The sequence below is a fragment of the Egibacter rhizosphaerae genome (genome assembly GCF_004322855.1).
Taxonomy (GTDB): domain Bacteria; phylum Actinomycetota; class Nitriliruptoria; order Euzebyales; family Egibacteraceae; genus Egibacter; species Egibacter rhizosphaerae.
The window spans coordinates 1,672,425-1,691,045 of sequence record NZ_CP036402.1 but is presented as its reverse complement, the minus strand read 5'-3'; the positions used below and the strand labels follow the sequence as shown (position 1 = coordinate 1,691,045).

The following is an 18,621-nucleotide window of genomic DNA, read 5'->3' as shown; positions in this document are numbered from 1 at the left end:
GATGGCCAACGCAGCACCGGGCCGGCCGCACCGGGCCGTCCCCACCGAACTGTCGCGGGTCCGTCGGCCGGGGGATGCCACTCGTGCGACCATGGGACCATGACCGAGCGGAAACCGCCGGGAATGCCGCACGAGACGTGGGTCGATCGCCAGATCCGCGAAGCGCAGGAGCGCGGCGAGTTCGACGACCTGCCGAGCAAGGGCAAGCCGCTGCCCGACCTCGATCGCCCCCGTGACGAGATGTGGTGGGTCAAGCAGCTCGTGCGGCGCGAGAACCTCTCGCTCACCCCCGAGACGATCGCGCTGCGGCGGGAGGTCGAACGCACTCTCGACCGCATCGACGGGATGCGGTCCGAACGCGCCGTCCGCCGGCTCGTCGACGAGCTGAACGAGCGGATCCGCGAGGTCAACGCGCGTCCCGCCACCGGACCGCCGTCCGATGTGGCGCCACTCGACCCCGACGAGGTCGTGCGGCGCTGGCGCGACCACGTCCGCCGGCAGGGGGATGGCTCCACCGGGAACTAGAAGAGCGAGATCCGCAGCCGCTCCGCGAGGTAGGCGAGGGCCGCGGTCCCTCCGGCCGAGTTGCCCGACGGCGCCAGCGGCGGGGACCAGACGCAGACGCCCATCGTGTCGGTGACGGTCCCGACGATGCCGCCGGCGACCCCGCTCTTGCAGGGCAGCCCGACGTTGAACGCGAACTCGCCCGCGGCGTCGTACGTCCCGCAGGTGAGCATGATCGCGGCGACGCGGCGGGCCGAGGCCGGTTCCAGGACCTGGCGGCCCGTCGCCGGGTCCACACCATGGTTCGCCAGGAACCGCACGGCCCGCGCCAGCTGACGGGTGGTCATCGAGACGGCGCACTGGTGGACGTAGGTGTCGAGCACTCGATCGATCGGGTTCCGGAGGTTGCCGAACGAGCTCATCAGGTAGGCCATCGCCCGGTTGCGGTGACCCGATTCCCCGTCCTGCTCGAGGACGGTCCCGTCGAGGTCGAGCGGCTCGCCGGCGAGCTCGCTCACGAGCGACCGCATGTCGCCCGGCGGGTCCTCGCAGTGGGTCACCAGGACGTCGTCGACGATGAGCGCACCCGCGTTGATCATCGGGTTGCGCGGGACACCTTCCTCGTGCTCGAGCTGAACGAGCGAGTTGAACGGGTCCCCCGAGGGCTCGACGCCGACCCGCTGCCAGAGCTCGGCCTCGATGCCGCGCCCGTCTTCGGCCTTCTGCATCGCGAGCACGAGCGAGAAGACCTTCGAGATGCTCTGGATGGGGAAGGGCGTGTCGGCCTCACCGGCCACGTGCTCCGTCCCGTCGAGTTCCACCGCGGCGATGCCGAAGCGGGTCGGATCGACCTCGGCCACCGACGGGGCCCGGGTCGGAAGCGTGCCCTCCTCGGCGTACGGGCGGGCGTGCTCGAGCGCTCCCGCCAGGACCTCGTCGAGGTCCCCGGTGACCGTCGGATCGAGGTCGTGCGGCCCTTGCGCACCATCCGCGGACGACCGTTGGTCGCGCTCGTCCGCGCGGGTCATGCCAGTGCCCGCGTGTGTGCGAGCTCGTCGCGGGCGCGTAGGAGCCGTTGGCGGACGGCCTCCCGGCGCTCTGGCCCGAACCGCACCGTGGGCACCGAACACGACAGGGCGTCCTGAGGGGGATCGTGCAAGGGCACCGCGACCGCGAGGCACGCGATCCCCTCGCTGTTCTCGCCTTCGTCAGCCGACCAGCCCTGGGCTCGGATCTGTGCCAGCTGGTCGCGTAGCTCCCCGCGGTCGGTGAGGGTCGCCTCGGTGAGCGCTTCGAGCCGCTCGGGAAGGTGTGCCTCCAACCGGTCCTCGGGCAGCTGGGCGAGGAGGGCCTTGCCGAGCGCGGTCGCGTAGGCGGGCAACCGGCGTCCGACGGCCGAGAACATGCGCAGCTGCTGAGTCGACTCGCGCTTGGCGAGGTAGACGATGTCCGTCCCGTCGAGACGGCCGAGGTGCACGGTCTCGTCGAGTTCGGCGACCAGCTCGTCCAGGACCGGGCGCGCGAGTGCCACGACCGGGTCGGCGTCCAGGTAGGCGGTGCCCACCAGGAGCGCTCGCCCGCCGATGCTCAGCCTCCCCGCGCCGTCACGGTCGACCCATCCGCGGCGGATCAGGGTTTGCACCACGGCATGGATGCTGCTCTTCGGGGCTCCGAGGTCGCGCGCCAGTTCCGCGAGGGTCGGCCCGTCGGGTTCGGTGAGCCGTTCGAGGATCTGGATGGTTCGGACCGCCGACTTGGCTTCCCGCTCGCTCGTCTCGTTCGCCACGGGCGAAGTCTCCCCCTGTTGACAGTGCCGTGCAAGGCGTCCATGCTGTCGTTCACGCTAGTGGATATCGTCCACCTATGTGGACGGACCGTCGTCGCTGCCGCAACGCAAAGAAGGGTGCATGGCTCGGTTCACTCGCCTTGAGGCCCTGGTGGTGATGCTCCGCCAGGGCTTCGTCCCGCTCTTCCACGATCCGGACCCGGACCGTGCGTCGAAGGCGCTGCACGCCGTCGCAGCCGGCGGGGGGCGGACCCTCGAGTTCACGCATCGCGGCGATGGTGCCTACGAGGTCTTCCTGGAGCTCGAACGCGTCTGTCAGCGGGAACTGCCGCACGTGGTGCTCGGCGCGGGTTCCGTGCCCGATGCGGAGACCGCGTCGCTGTACCTGAACGCGGGGGCGTCGTTCGTCGTCTCCTCGACGCTGGACCCCGACGTCGCGAGAGTCTGCAATCGTCGCAAGGTCGGGTACCTGCCGGGCTGCGCGACCCCGACCGAGATCGCGCGGGCCGAAGAGCTGGGCGCCGAGATCGTCAAGGTCTTCCCGGGGGGCGCGGCTGGGGGTCCCGAGCTCATCCGTTCGGTGCTGGGGCCGTCGCGATGGTCGCGGCTCATGCCCACCGGGGGCGTCGCACCGACGACGGATTCGCTGAGCGCGTGGTTCGACGCGGGAGCCGCGTGCGTCGGGCTCGGCTCGCAGCTGCTCCCGTCGAACGAGCTCGCTGAGGGCCACTGGCAGGCCATCACCGACCGTGTGGCGGCGACTGCGCGTCTGGTTACCGAATGCCGCCCCCGGCCCGCAGAGGAGTGGTCATGAGCCTGGACATCAAGGAGGCGGGGGCAGCCCGCTGGGACTGCGTCTCGCTGGGGGAGGTGATGCTCCGACTCGACCCTGGTTGGACACGGATCCGCGCGGCTCGCTCATTCGACGTCTGGGAGGGCGGGGGCGAGTACAACGTGGCGCGCGCGCTCGCGAGCTGTTTCGGACTGCGCACGGCCGCGGTCACCGCACTGGTCGAGAACGAGGTCGGGCGGCTCGTTCAGGGCCTCATGCAGGCCGGCGGAGTCGATACCCGCCATGTGCACTGGACGCCCTACGACGGGTTCGGGGGCAACGGCCGGGTCGGCCTGAACTTCACGGAGAAGGGTTATGGGATCCGCCCCGCCCGAAGCGTGTACGACCGCGGACACACCGCGATCGCGGAGATGCGGCCCGGGGACATCGATTGGGCACAGCTCTTCCACGAGGAGGGAGTGCGGTGGTTCCACACCGGCGGGATCTACGCGGCGTTGGCGCCCCAGAGCATCGATGTGCTGTTGGAGGCGCTGCAGGTCGCGAAGGCGAGCGGTGCGCTCGTGTCCTACGACCTCAACTACCGCCGGGGGCTCTGGGCGGCTCAGGGGGGGCAGGAGCGTGCGATCGAGGTGAATCGTGCCCTTGCTCCCTACGTCGACGTGATGTTGGGCAACGAGGAGGACTTCACGGCCGCCCTCGGCTTCGAGGTGAAAGGCACTGACCCGGACCTCGCGGAACTCGACCCGACGAACTTCAAGCGGATGATCGGCGAGGTCGTCGGGGCTTTCCCGAACGTTCAGGTCGTCGGTACCACGCTGCGGCATGCCACCACGGCCAACCGCAACGACTGGGGGGCGATCGCCTACGCGCAGGGCGCGTTCCACCAGGCGACGACTCGAGAAGGCCTGGAGATCTACGACCGCGTGGGGGGCGGCGACGGCTTCGCATCAGGGCTGATCTACGCGCTGCTGGCCGGCAAACCGATGCCCACTGCCGTCGAGTACGGGGCCGCCCACGGGGCGCTGACGATGACGACGCCCGGGGACACCTCGATGGTCTCACTCGACGAGGTCGAGGCAGCCATCGATGCGCGCACGGTGCGAGTTGTCCGTTGATCCGACACCACGTATTCGCTCATCACTCGCCAGTGCACGACCCATCACCGAACGAGGAAGCGATCGGAACCGGAGTAGCACGAACGAGGCCTTGCTCCGAGCGCGGCCTCACTGAGACCCCGCCCGCGACGAGCGCAAGGACCAACGCAACGCAAGGAGAGCCGATGCACACCGACACTCGTAGAGCAGTGCCCCGCTGGATGCTGACCCTCGTCGCCGTGCTGGTGCTGGGGCTCCTGGCGGCAGCTTGTGCGGAGGACGAAGAGGCTGTCGACGATGAGGAGGACGAGCCCGGGGAGGAAGAGCCTGCCGACGAGGAGGACGAGGCCGACGCGGACCCCGCGGACGAGGAGGATGACGGCGAGGACGTCGCCGAGGACGCCGAGGACGGCGACTTCGATTGGGATCGCCACGAGGGTGAGACGATCCGCGTGGCCCTCAACCAGCACCCTTGGCAGGAGGAGATCGAGCCGCTCATCCCCGAGTTCGAGGAGTTGACGGGAATCACCGTCGAGGCCGACGCGCAGCCGGAGGAGCAGTTCCGCCAGCGGGTGACCACCGAGCTCACGGCGCGGTCCGACGACATCGACGTCTTCATGACCAGTGCTCTTCAGGAGGGTGGGCGATACCACGACTCCGGGTGGTACGAGGACCTCTATCCCTACCTCGAGGACGATTCACTGACCGCTGACGACTACGACTTCGACGACATGGCCGACCGTCCGGTCGCCGACCACGAGCAGGACGGTGAGTTGATCGGCATGCCGATCCAGATCGAGACGGACATGCTCTTCTACCGCGAGGACGTCCTCGACGAGCACGGCCTCGAGCCTCCGGAGACGCTCGAGGAGCTCGAGGAGGTCGCCGCGGAGATCGACGACCCCGACGGGATGCGAGCGTTCGCGACGCGTGGCCGCACCGCCGCCGCCGTCACGAAGATCGCCGCCTTCCTGTACGCCCATGGGGCGGATTGGAGCGATGACGAAGGGATGGCGGACTTCGACAGCCCCGAAGGCGTCGAGGCGTTCGAGTACTACGGCCGCCTGCTGGGCGAGTACGGCCCATCCGGGGTGATCAACAACTCCTGGGAGGAGAACATCCCCCTCTTCCAGCAGGGTGAGGTCGCCATGCTCACCGACGCCAGCGTGTTCTCGGCCGACCTGATCGACCCGGACGAGTCGGCCGTGGCCGATGACGTGGGCTTCGCACCGGTGCCCGAGGGGCCGGGCGGGCACGCCCACACGTTCTGGGCCTGGGCGATCGCGATCAGTTCCGCGTCGGAGAACAAGGAGCCGGCGTGGTACTTCGTCCAGTGGGCGACGAGCCCCGAGGTTGTTCAACAGGTGCAGGACGCCGGGGTCACCGGCGCCCGCGAGTCCACCGAATACGGAGACTTCTACCCCGACGAGTGGGTCGAGGTGTTCGAGGAGCAGCTACCCGAGGCGCGGCGCACCACGCCCGACGTCGTGCCGGTCCCGGAGGTCCGCGACGCCATCGGTGAGGGGATCGTGCGATCGATCGAGACGAGCGGCGAGGAGGCTGAAGCAGCGGCTGAAGCCGCCGCCGAGGACTTCAACCGGATCGTCGAGCAGGAGTAGCAGTCCGACATCGGGCCATGGCGGGCGGCGCGAGGCGCCGTCCGCCATGGCCCGCGTACAGGAGCGAGGCCATGGCGTCCGAGGTCGCAACCCAGGGGGAGGGTCCCAGCGGGCCCCCGGGGAGCCGGGGGTCGAGAGGGCTCGGCGACCGCGTCGCCTCCTTCGTGGACCGCCACGTCGTCGGCGTCTTCGTCTCGCCGGGCGTGGCGTTCGTGGTCGTCATGATGGCGTTCCCGGTCGCGTACACCCTCTACCTCTCGGTTCACGAGTGGGTCGGGGGCATCGACCAACCGCCGCAGTTCGTCGGACTGGACAACTTCCAACGGCTCCTCGAGGACCAGCGATTCCTCCTGGCTCTCGGCCGAACCTTCCTGTTCACCGGTGTGGCGATCACCTTCCAGACCGTCCTGGGCGTCGCGATCGCGGTGTTCCTCCATCGCGAGTTCCGCGCCCGCGGGATGATCCGCTCGATCATGCTCATGCCCATGATCGCCACACCCGTCGCGATCGCCCTGATATTCCGCCTGATGTTCCAGCCCCAGTTGGGCATCCTGAACGACATCCTCACGTCGATCGGCATGCCGCCGCTCGCGTGGACCTCGAGCGCCTCCACCGCGTTGTGGTCACTCGCGGCGGTCGATGTGTGGGAGTGGACGCCGCTCATCGCGTTGATCACGCTCGCGGGGCTGTCAGCGCTCCCCGAGGAGCCGCTCGAGGCTGCGTCCGTCGACGGTGCGAACGGTTGGCAACGGTTCTGGTTCGTCATCCTGCCGATGGTGCGACCCGTGGTCATCATCGCGGTCGTGTTCCGCCTGATCGAGGCCCTCAAGACGTTCGACATCATCCTCGTGATAACGCAAGGAGGGCCGGGCTTCGCGACCGAGACCCTCAACATCTACGTCTACAACACGACCTTCCAGTACATGCGGTTCGGCTACTCCGCCGCGATGCTGATCGTCTACTTCCTCGTCGTACTGGGCTGCGCGGTGCTCCTGCTGCGCTTCCGTCGAGCAAAGGACTGAGGGATGGGCACCACCACCGACACCGAGCGCTCTGACGAGATGGCCCCCGTTGAGCGCGAGCCCCGTCCCGTGCGCGACCCCAACAGCACCTGGGTGCGGGTGCGGGGACCGTTGCGGACGATCGGGTTCTACACGTTGCTCGTGGTCGTGCTCGTTCCGTTCCTCTTCGTCTTCTACTACATGGTCACCACGTCCCTGATGTCGCCGGTCGATATCACGGCCGCCGACCATCAGTGGACGTTCACACCGACGCTCGACAACTACCGGGCCGTGTTCGAGCAGACCGACTTCGTTCGATTCGCCTTGAACTCGCTCGTCATCGCCGCCGGGGCGCTGGTCATCTCCTGGGTGGTGGGCCTGCCCGCGGCCTACGCCGTCGCGCGCTGGAACGTGCCGAAGTTCGCGCTGATCATCCTGTCCTCTCGCATCACACCCGGGATCACCTTTCTGATCCCGTGGTTCATCCTCTTCAGTCGGGCCGGACTCATCGACAGCTACCGCGGGATGATCGCGGTCCACCTGATCGTGGTCCTCCCACTCGTGACGTGGCTGATGATCAGCTTCTTCGAGGAGCTGCCGACCGAGGTGCTGGAGTCCGCCGCGGTGGACGGGGCGAGCGTGTTCCGCACGTTCCTGCTCGTCGCGCTGCCGATGGTGCGTGGGGGGCTCGTCGCGTCGAGCATCGTGGGCTTCATCTTCAGCTGGAACCACTTCATGTTCTCGATCCCGATCAGCGGACGGTCGACCGAGACGCTGCCCGTCGCCGTGTTCAACTTCATGAGCTACGGCCAGGTCAACTGGGGCGCGATCGCGGCCGCGGCCACGCTCATGGTGCTACCCGTCGTCGCGATGGCGCTGGCAGTGCAACGGCACATCGTCCGCGGCCTCGCGATCGGCGCCGTCAAGGGCTAGCCCGCTGCCACCACCGAAAGGATGGCTCTCCCATGCGCATCACCGACGCGCGCACCCTCGTCTGCAGCCCGGGGCGCAACTTCGTCACGCTCCTCATCGAGACGGACCGAGGGTTGCGTGGCTACGGCGACGCGACGCTCAACGGGCGGGAGCTCGCCGTCGCGAGCTACCTCGACGACCACGTGCTACCTCTGCTGATCGGTCGCGACGCGACGGAGATCGAGGACATCTGGCACTCGCTCTACAAGGGCGCCTACTGGCGTCGGGGACCGGTCACCATGACCGCGATCGGAGCGGTGGACGTCGCGCTGTGGGACCTGAAGGGGAAGCTGCTCGACACACCCGTGTACAACCTGCTCGGGGGACGCGCTCGACGCGGGGTCACCGTCTACGGACACGCCAACGGGTCGACCATCGACGGTGCCATCGCCGCCGCCCGCGGCTACATCGACATGGGATACCGCGCGGTCCGACTGCAATCGGGCCTGCCGGGTCTCGAGCAGCCCTACGGCGTGGGGCGAGGCGATCTCTACTATGAGCCGGCGGCACCTGACCACCCCATCGAGGAGACCTTCGAGCCCGGCCCGTACCTGCGAGGCGTGCCCCAACTCTTCGAACGCGCCCGCGCGGAGCTCGGCTGGGAGGTGGAGCTGCTGCACGACGCCCATCACCGTCTCACCCCGAGGGAGGCGGCCCAGCTCGGCAAGGCGCTCGAGCCCTACCAGCTGTTCTGGCTCGAGGATCCCGTGCCGGCCGAGGCGCAGGAATCGCTACGGCTCGTCCGACACCATACGGTGACCCCGATCGCGATCGGCGAGGTGTTCAACACGATCCAGGACGCACACCAGTTGATCGGCGAGCAGCTACTGGACTACATCCGAACGACAGTAGCGCACGCCGGGGGCCTCACCCATCTCCAACGCATCGCGCACCTCGCCGAGCTCTACCACGTGCGCACGGCCTGCCACGGACCCACGGATCTGTCCCCGGTCAACCTCGGGGCGGCGCTGCACTTCCAGACGGCGGTGCACAACTTCGGGCTTCAGGAGTACATGCGGCACCCTGAGGAGGCGCACGAGGTCTTCCGTGTGGGGTACTGGCTCGAGGAGGGCATGCTGCACGTCTCGGACAGTCCGGGCCTCGGGGTCGAGGTCGACGAGGAGCGGGCGGCGGACTTCCCGTACCAGCGGGCCTACCTTCCGGTGGCTCGCCGTTGGGACGGCACCGTCCACAGTTGGTGAGCCTGGCCGAGGGCCCCTCCGCATCCGGATCGAACGAGGGTGTCATGCGCGCGGTGGTGCTGTACGAACCGGGTCGTGCCGAGGTGATCGACCGTGCCGATCCGGTTCCCGGGCGGGGTGATGTGATCGTCGAGGTGTCCGGAGCCGGCCTCTGCGGTACGGACGTGCACATTTTCGAGGGCTTGTTCCCGCCCACTCCGTACCCCATCGTCCCTGGTCACGAGTTCGCAGGTCGGGTGGTCGCGGTCGGCGCCGAGGTCGACGGGTTGGACGAGGGAGAGTTCGCCGCGGCCGATTGCACCCTGACCTGTGGCCGATGTCGCTACTGCCGGTCCGGGCGCTACAACCTGTGCCTGGGCTGGGGCGCCATCGGCGACACCGTCGACGGCGCCTTCGCGGAGTATGTGTCGGTCCCCGCGGTCAACGTCTTTCGTTGGCCCGAGCACCTGCCCGAGTCCTGGACCCCGCTCACCGAACCGCTGGCTTGCGTGGTGCGGGGAGCCGAGCGGCTCGGCTCCGTCGCGGGCATCTCCGTACTGGTCGTCGGGGGCGGCGTGATCGGTGCGCTGGCCGGGAAGCTCATGCGGGCTTCCGGGGCGACACGCGTCGACTTGTGCGAGCGCGGTGAAGTCCGGCGCACACGGGCGGCCGATTGGGCCGATACCACCTTCGACGATGTCGCTAGGACGGACGAGGCCTCGTACGAGGCGGTCGTGGACGCGACGGGATCGATCGCCGCCATCGAGGCCGGCATCGCCCGACTCGCCCCTGGGGGCCGGTACCTGCTGCTCGGGGTGGCGCCCGCCGACGCCGTGGCCGGCTTCTCACCCTACGAGCTGTTCAAGCGGGAACTGACCCTCCTCGGCTCGATGTCGAAACGGTACAGCTTCCAGCCCGCCCTCGATCTGTTGCATCGTGGCGCGATCGATCTCCACTCGCTGGTCGACCAGCCCCTGCCGCTCGAGAGCTACGTGGATGCCGTGGAGCGCGTCGCTCGCGGCGAGGGCATGAAGACCGTGCTGGCCCCCGATGCCGGATGAGTCAGTGCCGCCCGGGGCGGTGTGCCAGGACCCCGGGTCGGTGGGCGTGGTGGGAACCGCATCGGTCGCGGCCTCGTTTTCGTCCATGCCAGAGCGTCCCTCATGCGGCCGGTCGAGCGGGAACCCGGCGCGCTCGACAGGATGGGGCGTAGCCCGGAAGGACCGCCGCTACGGGATCGCACGAGCCCATGAACCGCGAGAGCGCCGTCGCCGCGCTGAGCCGCCCCGTGATGCTGCGGACGGCCACGCTCGCGACCCCGCACGGGCTCACGGTGCGGGTCCACCTCTCGTGGCTGCTGGTGTGCGGGCTCATCGTCTGGGTCCTCGTCGATCGCTTCGCCACGCTGTTGTGGCCGTTCGGTTGGGCGGGGATCGCGGGTGCGGTCGCGGTCGGCGTGACCCTCGCCCTCGCCAGCCTGCTCGCTCGAGACGCCGCGCAGCTCGCCATCGCGCACGAATTGGGTCTGCGTCCCCGCTCGTTGACGTTCGCGCTCGTGGGCGGGACCGTGCGCGGATTGCACGCTGCTCCACGCCCCCGTGATGCCGCCGCGGTCGCGGCCGCCGGCCCCTTCACCAACCTGGCGCTCGCGAGTGCCAGCGGCCTCATCTACTCGATCGCGCCGGCGCAGAACCCGTTCGGGGTGGTCACCGGGTACCTCGCGTGGACGAACTTCTTCCTGGGGATGGCCGCGCTGGTGCCGGCGCTGCCGCTGGACGGAGGACGCCTGGTCAGCGCGGTCGCATGGGCGCTGGGCGCGCGGCCGGCACGGGCGGCACGGGCCACCGCGACCGGGGGGATCGTGGTCGCCCTCGCCCTCCTCGCGGCCGGCGTCTACGGGATGGCCGGAGGGCCGCAACCGCTGATCACCGGGCCCTTGCTCTATGCGGCCCTGCTCGGCCTCACGAACTGGGTCTTCACCCTGCTCGCCGGAGGGTTCCTCCTCCAGGCCGCCTGGCAGGCCCGACGCTGGGCGACCTGGCGGCAAGCCCTCGCGAGCACCCGCGTCCGTGATCTGATGCGTCCCCTGCCATCGGACGTGAGCGGGGCTGACGCGCCCGGACCCCCCGGGGCCACCGGTGTCGCCATGAGCGTGACGCCGGCAGCGGAGCTCCTCACTGACCACCACGTCGACGCGGACGAGGCGGCCGAGTCCCTCACCGACCACCACGTCGAGGCGGACGAGTCGGCCGAGGATGCCCTCGACCGCCTGTTGGAGTCCCCGGGCGAGAGCGTGCTGGTCACCGAGCTGGGTCGGCCGGTCGGCCTCCTGGTCGGCGACGACGTGAGAGGGGTCGGCCGGTGAGATCGCGGATGGGCTGGCTCAAGCGGTGGCCCGCCTGGTTCCTGGTGGTGGGGATCGTGCTGATCGTGGCCGCGGGATTCCGAGCGCCGTTGCCCTACTTCGTCGAGACCACGGGCAGCGTCGTGACCCTCGGCGGCTGCGTCGACGTCCATGCCGAGGACACCCTGCCGGTGCACGGCGACTTCATGCTGACGACCGTGAGCCTCAGGCGCGCCACCCCGTTCGGGGTGGTCGCGAGTGCGGTCGATCCTTCGGCTCGGCTGCGGCCCGACGACCGCGTCGTGACCCCCGGCGTCGACGACCGGGACCACTTCGCGGGGCAGCGGCGCGTGTTCTCGCAGACCGCGCAGCGCGCGGCCGCCCTCGGGCTGCAGGCCGCCGGATTCGGAGTGGACCCGGACCGCCTCATCGGGGACGGCGCGCGGGTCACCGGGATCGTGGAGGACAGCCCCGCTGAAGGCCTGTTGCGCGGCGGTGACGTGATCATCGGGGTCGACGGGCAGGCGATCGGCACCGAGGCGGAGCTGCGGGCGGCCATCGACGACACCGAACCGATGGTCCTGCGCATCGAGCGCGGGGGTCAGCAGCACGACGTCGAGATCACCCCGTCCGAGTTGACGATCGACGGGCAGGAGCAGCCCGCGATCGGGGTCAACCTGGAAACCCTGAACTCCCGGGTCGAGTTGCCCGTGCCCGTCGATGTCGAGAGCGGACGGATCGGGGGCCCCAGTGCCGGGCTCATGATCGGTCTGGCGGTGTACGACCAGAGCGACCCGTCGCTCAACCTCGCCGGGGGGCGCCGGATCGCCGGGACCGGAACCCTCACGAGCCAGGGCGTAGTCGGGCGCATCGGGGGGGTGGACCTGAAGGCCCTCGCCGCGCACGAGCGGGGGGCGGACGTGTTCCTCGTCCCGGCGACCCAGTTCGAGGAGGCCCACGAGCTGCTCCCGGACGACACGAGCATGGAGCTGTATCCGGTCGCGTCGTTCGACGAGGCGGTGAACGTGCTGCTCCAGAGCGGCGCGCCGAACATCCGGCCGGTCGACGTCGAGCCGCTCGACTGCCCCTTCCGTCCCGCGGCCTAGGCGCGTGCCCGGGTCGGCCCGCGAGATGGTCGGTGCCGCTGCTACCATCGCCACCCCGCCGCGGACAGCACCGGGCGGGCGACGGGTGAGGTCCCGTGCGACGTCGCGCCGTGAACCTGGTCAGGGCCGGAAGGCAGCAGCCATAAGCGGTCAGCGACGGGCGCCGCGGTCACGCCGCACTTCGTCGCCCGTCCGGTGGTGCCCGCGGCGGCCCGCACGGAGCGCCGCAGTCAGTATCCCGGGTACCGGATCCCGGACCGTGCCCGTGCCACGGGCAGAAGCGCCGGCGTGGCGGACCGTACCGAGCGCAACGTCCTCACGGCCGGCGCAGGACGCCTCGTAGTGACCGGAGTGTGGGCGTGGCTTCCATCTCGCTGTACCGCAAGCACCGTCCGCAGACCTTCGAGGAGGTCGTCGGGCAGGCGCACATCACCGAGACGCTCTCCCAGGCCGTCGACGACGACCGCCTGCACCACGCGTACCTCTTCACCGGACCGCGCGGGACCGGGAAGACGTCCACGGCGCGCATCCTCGCGAAATCCCTGAACTGCCGGGACGGCCCGACCGCGACCCCGTGCGGGACCTGCGAGCACTGCGAGCAGATCGCGGGTGGCAGCCACGTCGACGTGATCGAGATCGACGCGGCGAGTCACGGTGGGGTGGACGACGTGCGCGAGCTGCGTGACCGCGTCGCGTTCGCGCCCGCGTCCGCTCGCACGAAGGTCTACATCGTCGACGAGTGTCACATGCTGTCGACGGCCGGCTGGAACGCCTTCCTCAAGACCGTCGAGGAGCCCCCCGGTCACGTCGTGTTCGTCTTCGCGACGACCGAGCCGCACAAGGTGCTCGACACGATCCTCTCCCGCACCCAGCGCTTCGACTTCAAGCGGGTCGGCGGGTCCGAGCTGGCCGCGTTCCTCGAGCAGGTGGCGGCCGCCGAGGGCCTCACCGTCGAGAGCGACGCGCGGGATCTCGTCGTCCGTGCGGGCGACGGCAGTGTCCGCGACACGCTGTCGATCCTCGACCAGGTCGTCGCGTTCACCGGGCCCGACGTCACCGTCGACGGCGTCGCCGACGTGCTCGGCTCGGTACCCGACGCACTGCTCACCGATCTGGCCGACGCGATCGGGACCGGGCAGGTGGCGGATTGCTGCGCCTTGCTCGACCGAGCGATCGAGCAGGGCCATGACGTCCGCCAACTGGCTCGGGATCTCGTCGAGCACCTGCGGGCGGTCTTCCTCGTGCAGGTCGCTCCCGGCGAGCAGCTCGTCACCACGACCGCCGAACGCCTCGAGCGGCTCCGCGCACAGGCTGAGCGGATCGGGCGCGCCGAGCTCGTGCGAGCCATGGAGCTGCTCACCGAGGCCGAGACGCAGATGCGCCGGGGCAGCGCCCGGCTGCCCCTCGAGCTCGCGCTCGCGAAGGCCGCCCTGCCCGATGTGGCAGGGGATCCAGGGGCGCTCGCCGCTCGGCTCGACCGCCTCGAGCGCAGTTCGGCGGCGGTACCCGCCGGCGAGAGGGCTGCGGACTCGCCGGAGCCCGAGCCGGTGCCGGAGCCCACCCCGCCGCCGCAGCCGGGCCCGGTCCCCGAGCCCGATCCGTCACCGATCCCGACCCCGACGCCGGATCCCCGTCCCCCCGATCCCGAGCCCACGCCGGAGCCCGAGCCGGTGCGGGACGCGCCGCCCGAGCCCGGTGGCGTGCCCGAGCCCGGTGGCGTGCCCGAGCCCGGTGGCGTGCCCGAGCCCGGTGCCGTGCCCGAGCTCGAGGTCCTGCCCGCCGACGATGGGGAGTCCGAGCCTAACGCGGGCTCCGATCCGGGTGCGGTGTCCGCGTCCGAAGTGGGGCCGGCCACGGAGCCCCGATCGGCCCCTGCCTCCGACGCGGGGGCCCCGACTGCGTCGGGTGTGGATGTCGGGCAGCTGCGCCGGTCGTGGGACCGGATCGTCGAGGCGGTTCCCCGCAAGTCCGTCGCGTCCTTCCTGGCGCACGGCCGCCCGCTCGCGCGCGAGGGGGACGTCGTGACCGTCGGGTTCCCCTGGGCATATCACGTCGATCGCTGCAGCCAGCCCGACAACGCCGAGCTGATCAGTGGGGCGGTCGAGCGAGTGCTCGGTGAGCGCCTGCGGCTCACCTGCGTGTTGCAGGAGGACCTCGACGCCGCCCCGACGGGGTCCACGCCCAGCGTGTCTGCCGACGCCGAAGGGGAGTCGGTGGCCGAGCGCGAGGCCCAGGAGGCCGTCGGCGCGACTCCCGACCCGGATGCCCTGCAAGAGCAAGCCATCGAGACGGTCACCCGAGAGCTCGGGGCGACCGTCATCGACGACCACCGCGGCTGACCGATCTCGCGGTGCCCGGGTAGGCTTGTCCCGGAACCGCAACCCGACCCCCGACCGCCGAGGCTCCGATGGATCCGCAGATGATGCGCCAGGCGCAGGAGATGCAAGCCAAGCTCGAGCAGGCGCAGCAGCAGATCGCCGCAGCCGACGTCTCCGGCAGCGCGGGCGGCGGCATGGTCACCGTGACCCTCAACGGCACCGGCAGCGAGGCGCGCGCGGTCGAGATCTCCCCCGACGTCGTCGACCCCGAGGACGTCGAGATGCTGCAGGACCTCGTGGTCGCGGCGGTGAACGAGGCGCTGCGTGCGGCGAACGAGTACGAGCAGGACCAGCTCGGCGGCTTGGCCGGCGAGCTCGGGCTGCCGCCCGGCATGGTCTAGGCGGGCGCCGGCCGATGTACGAGGGTCCCGTCCAGGACCTCATCACCGAGCTGGGTCGCCTGCCCGGGGTCGGACCGAAGAGCGCCCAGCGGATCGCCTTTCATCTCCTGACCGTCGACAGCGCCGACTCCGAGCGGCTCGCGAACGCGATCACACGCGTTGCGAGCGAGGTGCGCTTCTGCGTCCGGTGCGGGAACGTCAGCGAGGCCGAGGAATGTCGCATCTGCCGTGATGCCCGGCGCGACCCACGGCTGATCTGCGTCGTCGAGGAACCACGCGATCTCATGGCCATCGAGAAGACGAGCGAGTTCCGGGGCCGCTACCACGTGCTCGGCGGTGCCATCAGCCCGATCGATGGGGTCGGGCCGGAGCAGCTGCGCATCGCCGAGCTCATGAGCCGGCTGACCGACGAGGACGTGCAGGAGGTCGTGCTCGCGACGAATCCCAACATCGAGGGGGAGACGACCGCGAGCTACCTCGCGCGCCAACTCAAGGCGACCGGAGTGCGCGTCAGCCGCATCGCGTCGGGATTGCCGGTGGGAGGCGATCTGGAGTACGCCGACGAGGTGACCCTCGGCCGTGCTTTCACCGGTCGGACGGAGGTGTAGCGCCGCGGCCTCTCTGGGCCGCGGCGCAGGGTGGTCGCGACGCTTGGCTGCGTCGGTGGCGAGGCCTCGGCCTCGCCGGTGCGGCTAGTCGAGGTCGTCACCCTCGTCGTCGAGGCCGTCGCCCTCGTCGTCGAGGTCCTCGTCGAGCTCGTCGTCGGGCTCCTCGACCCCGTCATCGGCCGGCTCGTCACCGGCATCCTCGATGTCCTCGCAGGCCACCAGGCCCAGGGACAGCAGCGCGGCCGACATGATGCTGAGACGGCGGATCGTCTTCGTGCGCATGGCGGTTTCCTCCTCTCCGATCGATGTCGGTGTCCACCAGCGTGAGGACCGCGGGCGTGCGTGGCAGGCGCGTGGACTTGCCCCCTTCTCGCCCCGTGGTACGGGGCTCGTCGTGGGGACCGCCGATCCACGAGCGCGAGCGGTGACGGTCACTGGCTAGCATGGGAGCGTCCTGTCCGCGACCGTGGGAGTGCGTGGGTGCTCGTCGTTCAGAAGTTCGGTGGGTCGAGTGTCGCGGACACCGATCGGGTCCAGGCGGTGGCGGATCGGATCGCGCGCGCCAAGCGCGACGGTGACGATGTCGTCGTGGTCGTCTCCGCGATGGGCAAGACGACGGACCAGCTCATCCGCCAAGCGCATGAGATCAGCGAGATCCCGCCGGGGCGCGAGTTCGACATGCTGCTCACCGCGGGCGAGCGGATTTCGATGGCCCTGCTCGCAATGGCCATCAGCGAGCGCGGCCTCACCGCCCGGAGCTTCACCGGCAGCCAGGCCGGCATCATCACCGATGCGAGCCACGGCAAGGCCCGCATCATCGACATCACGCCGGGGCGCATCACCGACGCGATCCATGAGGGCCACGTCGTCATCGTCGCCGGGTTCCAGGGAGTCTCCCGCGACTCGAAGGACGTGACCACGCTCGGGCGCGGTGGCAGTGACACGACCGCGGTCGCGCTCGCCGCCGCTCTCGAGGCCGACCTCTGCGAGATCTACACCGACGTCGACGGGGTCTACACCGCGGACCCGCGCATCGCCCCGCGAGCACACAAGCTCGACCGCGTCACGCACGAGGAGATGCTCGAGCTTGCGGCGAGCGGCGCCAAGGTGCTGCAGGTCCGCTCCGTCGAGTACGCGCGCAATCACGGGGTCCGCATCCACGTGCGGAGCTCCTTCACGTTTCACGAGGGCACCTGGGTCGAGAGGGACGGAACCATGGAGCAGGCGATCATCTCGGGCGTCGCGCACGACACGAGCGAGGGCAAGCTCGTCGTCCGCCGGGTGCCCGACAAGCCCGGGGTCGCGGCCAAGATCTTCTCGGCACTCGCCGACGAGAGCATCAACATCGACATGATCGTGCAGAACGTGAGCGACGACGGGACGACCGACATCTCGTTCACCCTGCCGATCGCCGACGGCCCGAAGGCGGTCCAGCGGCTCGAGGAGTTGCGGGCCGACGTGGGGATGGAGGAGGTCGTGCTCGACGAGGCCGTCGGCAAGGTGAGCCTCGTGGGAGCGGGCATGAAGACCCACCCGGGCGTGGCCGCGGCGATGTTCCAGGCACTCTCGGACGCGGATGTGAACATCGAGGCCATCTCGACCTCGACCATCCGCGTGTCCGTCGTGGTCCGGCAACAGGACGTCGAGACGGCGGTCCGGGCGGTGCACGAGCGCTTCGGCCTCGGGGACGAGGTCGAAGCCGCCTTCGGCGAAGGGGAGGTTCACGTATGACCCGCACCGTTGCCATCGTCGGCGCGACCGGCGCGGTCGGCCGCGAGCTGCGACGCCTGCTCGCCGAACGCGACCTGCCCGCCGACGAGATCCGCCTCGTCGCGAGCGAGCGATCCGCGGGGACCGAGCTCACCGTCCGGGGCGAGCAGGTCACCGTCCGAGCGCTCTCCGACCCGGACGTCTTCGAGGGGGTGGACCTCGCCCTGTTCAGCGCTGGCGGCGGGCGCTCGAAGGAGTACGCGCCGCAGGCCGTCGACGCGGGCGCGCTCGTCGTGGACAACTCGTCGGCGTGGCGCCTGGACCCCCAGGTGCCGCTCGTCGTCACCGAGGTGAACGCGGGCGTGCTCGATCAGCGGCCCCCGAGGGGCATCGTCGCGAACCCGAACTGCACGACGATGGTGGCGATGCTGCCGCTCAAGGCGTTGCACGACGCGTTCGGTCTGACCGGGTTCACGGCGACGAGCTTCCAGGCAGCCGGTGGCGCGGGGCAGAAGGGCATCGACGAGTTGATGACCCAGGCTCGCGAGCTCATCGACGATCCGGAGTTGCTGCGCTCGGACGGTGCGGCTGCCGCCAAGCGCGTGAGCCACGAGGTCCACGCCGCGCCGCTGGCGTTCAACGTCGTACCGAAGATGGGAGAGGTCGACGAGCGCGGCTACACCGACGAGGAGATGAAGCTCCAGAACGAGTCCCGCAAGATCCTGGGTATCGCGGATCTGCCGGTCACGCCTACCTGCGTGCGAGTGCCCGTCGTGGTCGGCCACGCGATCCAGGTGCGGGCGACGTTCTCCCGTGAGGTAACCGCTTCGGCGGCGCTCGAGGTGCTGGAGGCGTTCCCGAACCTCCTCACCGACGAGCTTCCAACTCCACTCGAGTGGGCTGGCCGGAGCGAGACGGTCGTCGGCCGGGTTCGTGACGACCTCGTGGACCCGCAGGCGCTGAACCTCTGGGTGACCGGCGACAACCTGCTCAAGGGCGCAGCGCTGAACACGCTGCAGATCGCCGAGGAGCTCATCGCGCGCGGCCACGCCTGAGGCAACGAGCACCCGCTCCGTCGCGGCAGTGTTGACTGAGCCACGCCCGGCGTCGGCTGATCAACGCACGTTCCGGTGTTCCGATCGGGGCTGCGTTGACGGACCGTCGTCGGGGGTCGGTTGATCGAC

General features: G+C 70.1%; 18 protein-coding genes and 1 other RNA gene. 16 read left to right on the top strand and 3 right to left on the bottom strand.

Annotation, left to right across the window (positions count from 1 at the left end):
- Positions 1-99 precede the first annotated feature (99 nt).
- Positions 100-525 carry a DnaJ family domain-containing protein gene (locus ER308_RS07855; RefSeq protein ID WP_131154471.1) on the top strand — a complete coding sequence of 142 codons (426 nt, stop codon included), beginning with the start codon at positions 100-102 and terminating at the stop codon, positions 523-525.
- Here ER308_RS07855 and ER308_RS07850 read toward each other — a convergent pair.
- Both ER308_RS07850 and ER308_RS07845 read right to left on the bottom strand, forming a co-directional pair.
- Entirely contained in the window at positions 522-1,532 is a 1,011-nt protein-coding gene (locus tag ER308_RS07850; RefSeq protein WP_131154470.1) for a glutaminase, read from the bottom strand. The two genes, ER308_RS07855 and ER308_RS07850, sit on opposite strands and share 4 nt — an antisense overlap.
- Positions 1,529-2,290 carry an IclR family transcriptional regulator gene (locus ER308_RS07845; protein ID WP_131154469.1) on the bottom strand — a complete coding sequence of 254 codons (762 nt, stop codon included), beginning with the start codon at positions 2,288-2,290 and terminating at the stop codon, positions 1,529-1,531. The genes ER308_RS07850 and ER308_RS07845 overlap by 4 nt, the downstream gene beginning before the upstream one ends.
- A 121-nt stretch (positions 2,291-2,411) precedes the next feature.
- Between ER308_RS07845 and ER308_RS07840 the strand changes: the two genes are divergently transcribed.
- The 13 genes from ER308_RS07840 to recR all read left to right on the top strand — a co-directional run bounded on the left by ER308_RS07840 (position 2,412) and on the right by recR (position 15,727).
- Positions 2,412-3,104 (top strand): beta/alpha barrel domain-containing protein, encoded by a 693-nt coding sequence (locus tag ER308_RS07840; RefSeq protein ID WP_131154468.1) that lies wholly within the window; start codon positions 2,412-2,414, stop codon positions 3,102-3,104.
- On the top strand, positions 3,101-4,198 hold the full coding sequence (locus tag ER308_RS07835; protein ID WP_131154467.1) for a sugar kinase: 1,098 nt from the start codon (positions 3,101-3,103) through the stop codon (positions 4,196-4,198). The genes ER308_RS07840 and ER308_RS07835 overlap by 4 nt, the downstream gene beginning before the upstream one ends.
- 164 nt (positions 4,199-4,362) lie before the next feature.
- The gene (locus ER308_RS07830; protein ID WP_131154466.1) at positions 4,363-5,796 is read left to right on the top strand and encodes an ABC transporter substrate-binding protein; all 1,434 of its coding nucleotides are present in this window, start codon (positions 4,363-4,365) and stop codon (positions 5,794-5,796) included.
- Positions 5,797-5,867: 71 nt separating this feature from the next.
- Complete coding sequence (locus ER308_RS07825; RefSeq protein WP_165491901.1) at positions 5,868-6,818, top strand: carbohydrate ABC transporter permease; 951 nt, start codon at positions 5,868-5,870, stop codon at positions 6,816-6,818.
- A 3-nt stretch (positions 6,819-6,821) separates the two neighbouring features.
- Positions 6,822-7,730: a carbohydrate ABC transporter permease gene (locus ER308_RS07820; RefSeq protein ID WP_205745956.1), complete on the top strand. Its 909-nt coding sequence runs from the start codon at positions 6,822-6,824 to the stop codon at positions 7,728-7,730.
- Between the two features lie 32 nt (positions 7,731-7,762).
- Positions 7,763-8,971: a D-mannonate dehydratase ManD gene (manD, locus tag ER308_RS07815; RefSeq protein WP_131154464.1), complete on the top strand. Its 1,209-nt coding sequence runs from the start codon at positions 7,763-7,765 to the stop codon at positions 8,969-8,971.
- 44 nt (positions 8,972-9,015) lie between these two features.
- Positions 9,016-10,011, top strand: coding sequence for an alcohol dehydrogenase catalytic domain-containing protein (locus ER308_RS07810; RefSeq protein ID WP_131154463.1), 996 nt, complete (start codon positions 9,016-9,018; stop codon positions 10,009-10,011).
- A 188-nt stretch (positions 10,012-10,199) separates the two neighbouring features.
- Positions 10,200-11,315 carry a site-2 protease family protein gene (locus tag ER308_RS07805; protein ID WP_131154462.1) on the top strand — a complete coding sequence of 372 codons (1,116 nt, stop codon included), beginning with the start codon at positions 10,200-10,202 and terminating at the stop codon, positions 11,313-11,315.
- Positions 11,312-12,400 (top strand): PDZ domain-containing protein, encoded by a 1,089-nt coding sequence (locus tag ER308_RS07800; protein ID WP_131154461.1) that lies wholly within the window; start codon positions 11,312-11,314, stop codon positions 12,398-12,400. The genes ER308_RS07805 and ER308_RS07800 overlap by 4 nt, the downstream gene beginning before the upstream one ends.
- An 84-nt stretch (positions 12,401-12,484) precedes the next feature.
- Positions 12,485-12,584, top strand: an RNA gene (gene ffs, locus ER308_RS07795) — signal recognition particle sRNA small type.
- 175 nt (positions 12,585-12,759) lie between these two features.
- Positions 12,760-14,739 carry a DNA polymerase III subunit gamma/tau gene (dnaX, locus tag ER308_RS07790; protein WP_165491900.1) on the top strand — a complete coding sequence of 660 codons (1,980 nt, stop codon included), beginning with the start codon at positions 12,760-12,762 and terminating at the stop codon, positions 14,737-14,739.
- Positions 14,740-14,807: 68 nt separating this feature from the next.
- Positions 14,808-15,119, top strand: coding sequence for a YbaB/EbfC family nucleoid-associated protein (locus ER308_RS07785; protein WP_131154459.1), 312 nt, complete (start codon positions 14,808-14,810; stop codon positions 15,117-15,119).
- A gap of 14 nt (positions 15,120-15,133) precedes the next feature.
- The gene (recR, locus tag ER308_RS07780) at positions 15,134-15,727 is read left to right on the top strand and encodes a recombination mediator RecR (protein ID WP_131154458.1); all 594 of its coding nucleotides are present in this window, start codon (positions 15,134-15,136) and stop codon (positions 15,725-15,727) included.
- An 84-nt stretch (positions 15,728-15,811) separates the two neighbouring features.
- Here recR and ER308_RS22030 read toward each other — a convergent pair whose 3' ends face one another.
- Positions 15,812-16,009, bottom strand: coding sequence for a hypothetical protein (locus ER308_RS22030; protein WP_205745955.1), 198 nt, complete (start codon positions 16,007-16,009; stop codon positions 15,812-15,814).
- Positions 16,010-16,207: 198 nt separating this feature from the next.
- On the opposite strand from ER308_RS22030, the gene ER308_RS07770 reads away from it, so the two are divergent.
- Both ER308_RS07770 and ER308_RS07765 read left to right on the top strand, forming a co-directional pair.
- Complete coding sequence (locus tag ER308_RS07770) at positions 16,208-17,458, top strand: aspartate kinase (RefSeq protein WP_131154457.1); 1,251 nt, start codon at positions 16,208-16,210, stop codon at positions 17,456-17,458.
- A complete protein-coding gene (locus ER308_RS07765; protein ID WP_131154456.1) occupies positions 17,455-18,492 on the top strand; it encodes an aspartate-semialdehyde dehydrogenase in 1,038 nt (345 codons plus the stop codon). Before ER308_RS07770 ends, ER308_RS07765 begins: the two co-directional genes overlap by 4 nt.
- Positions 18,493-18,621 lie beyond the last annotated feature (129 nt).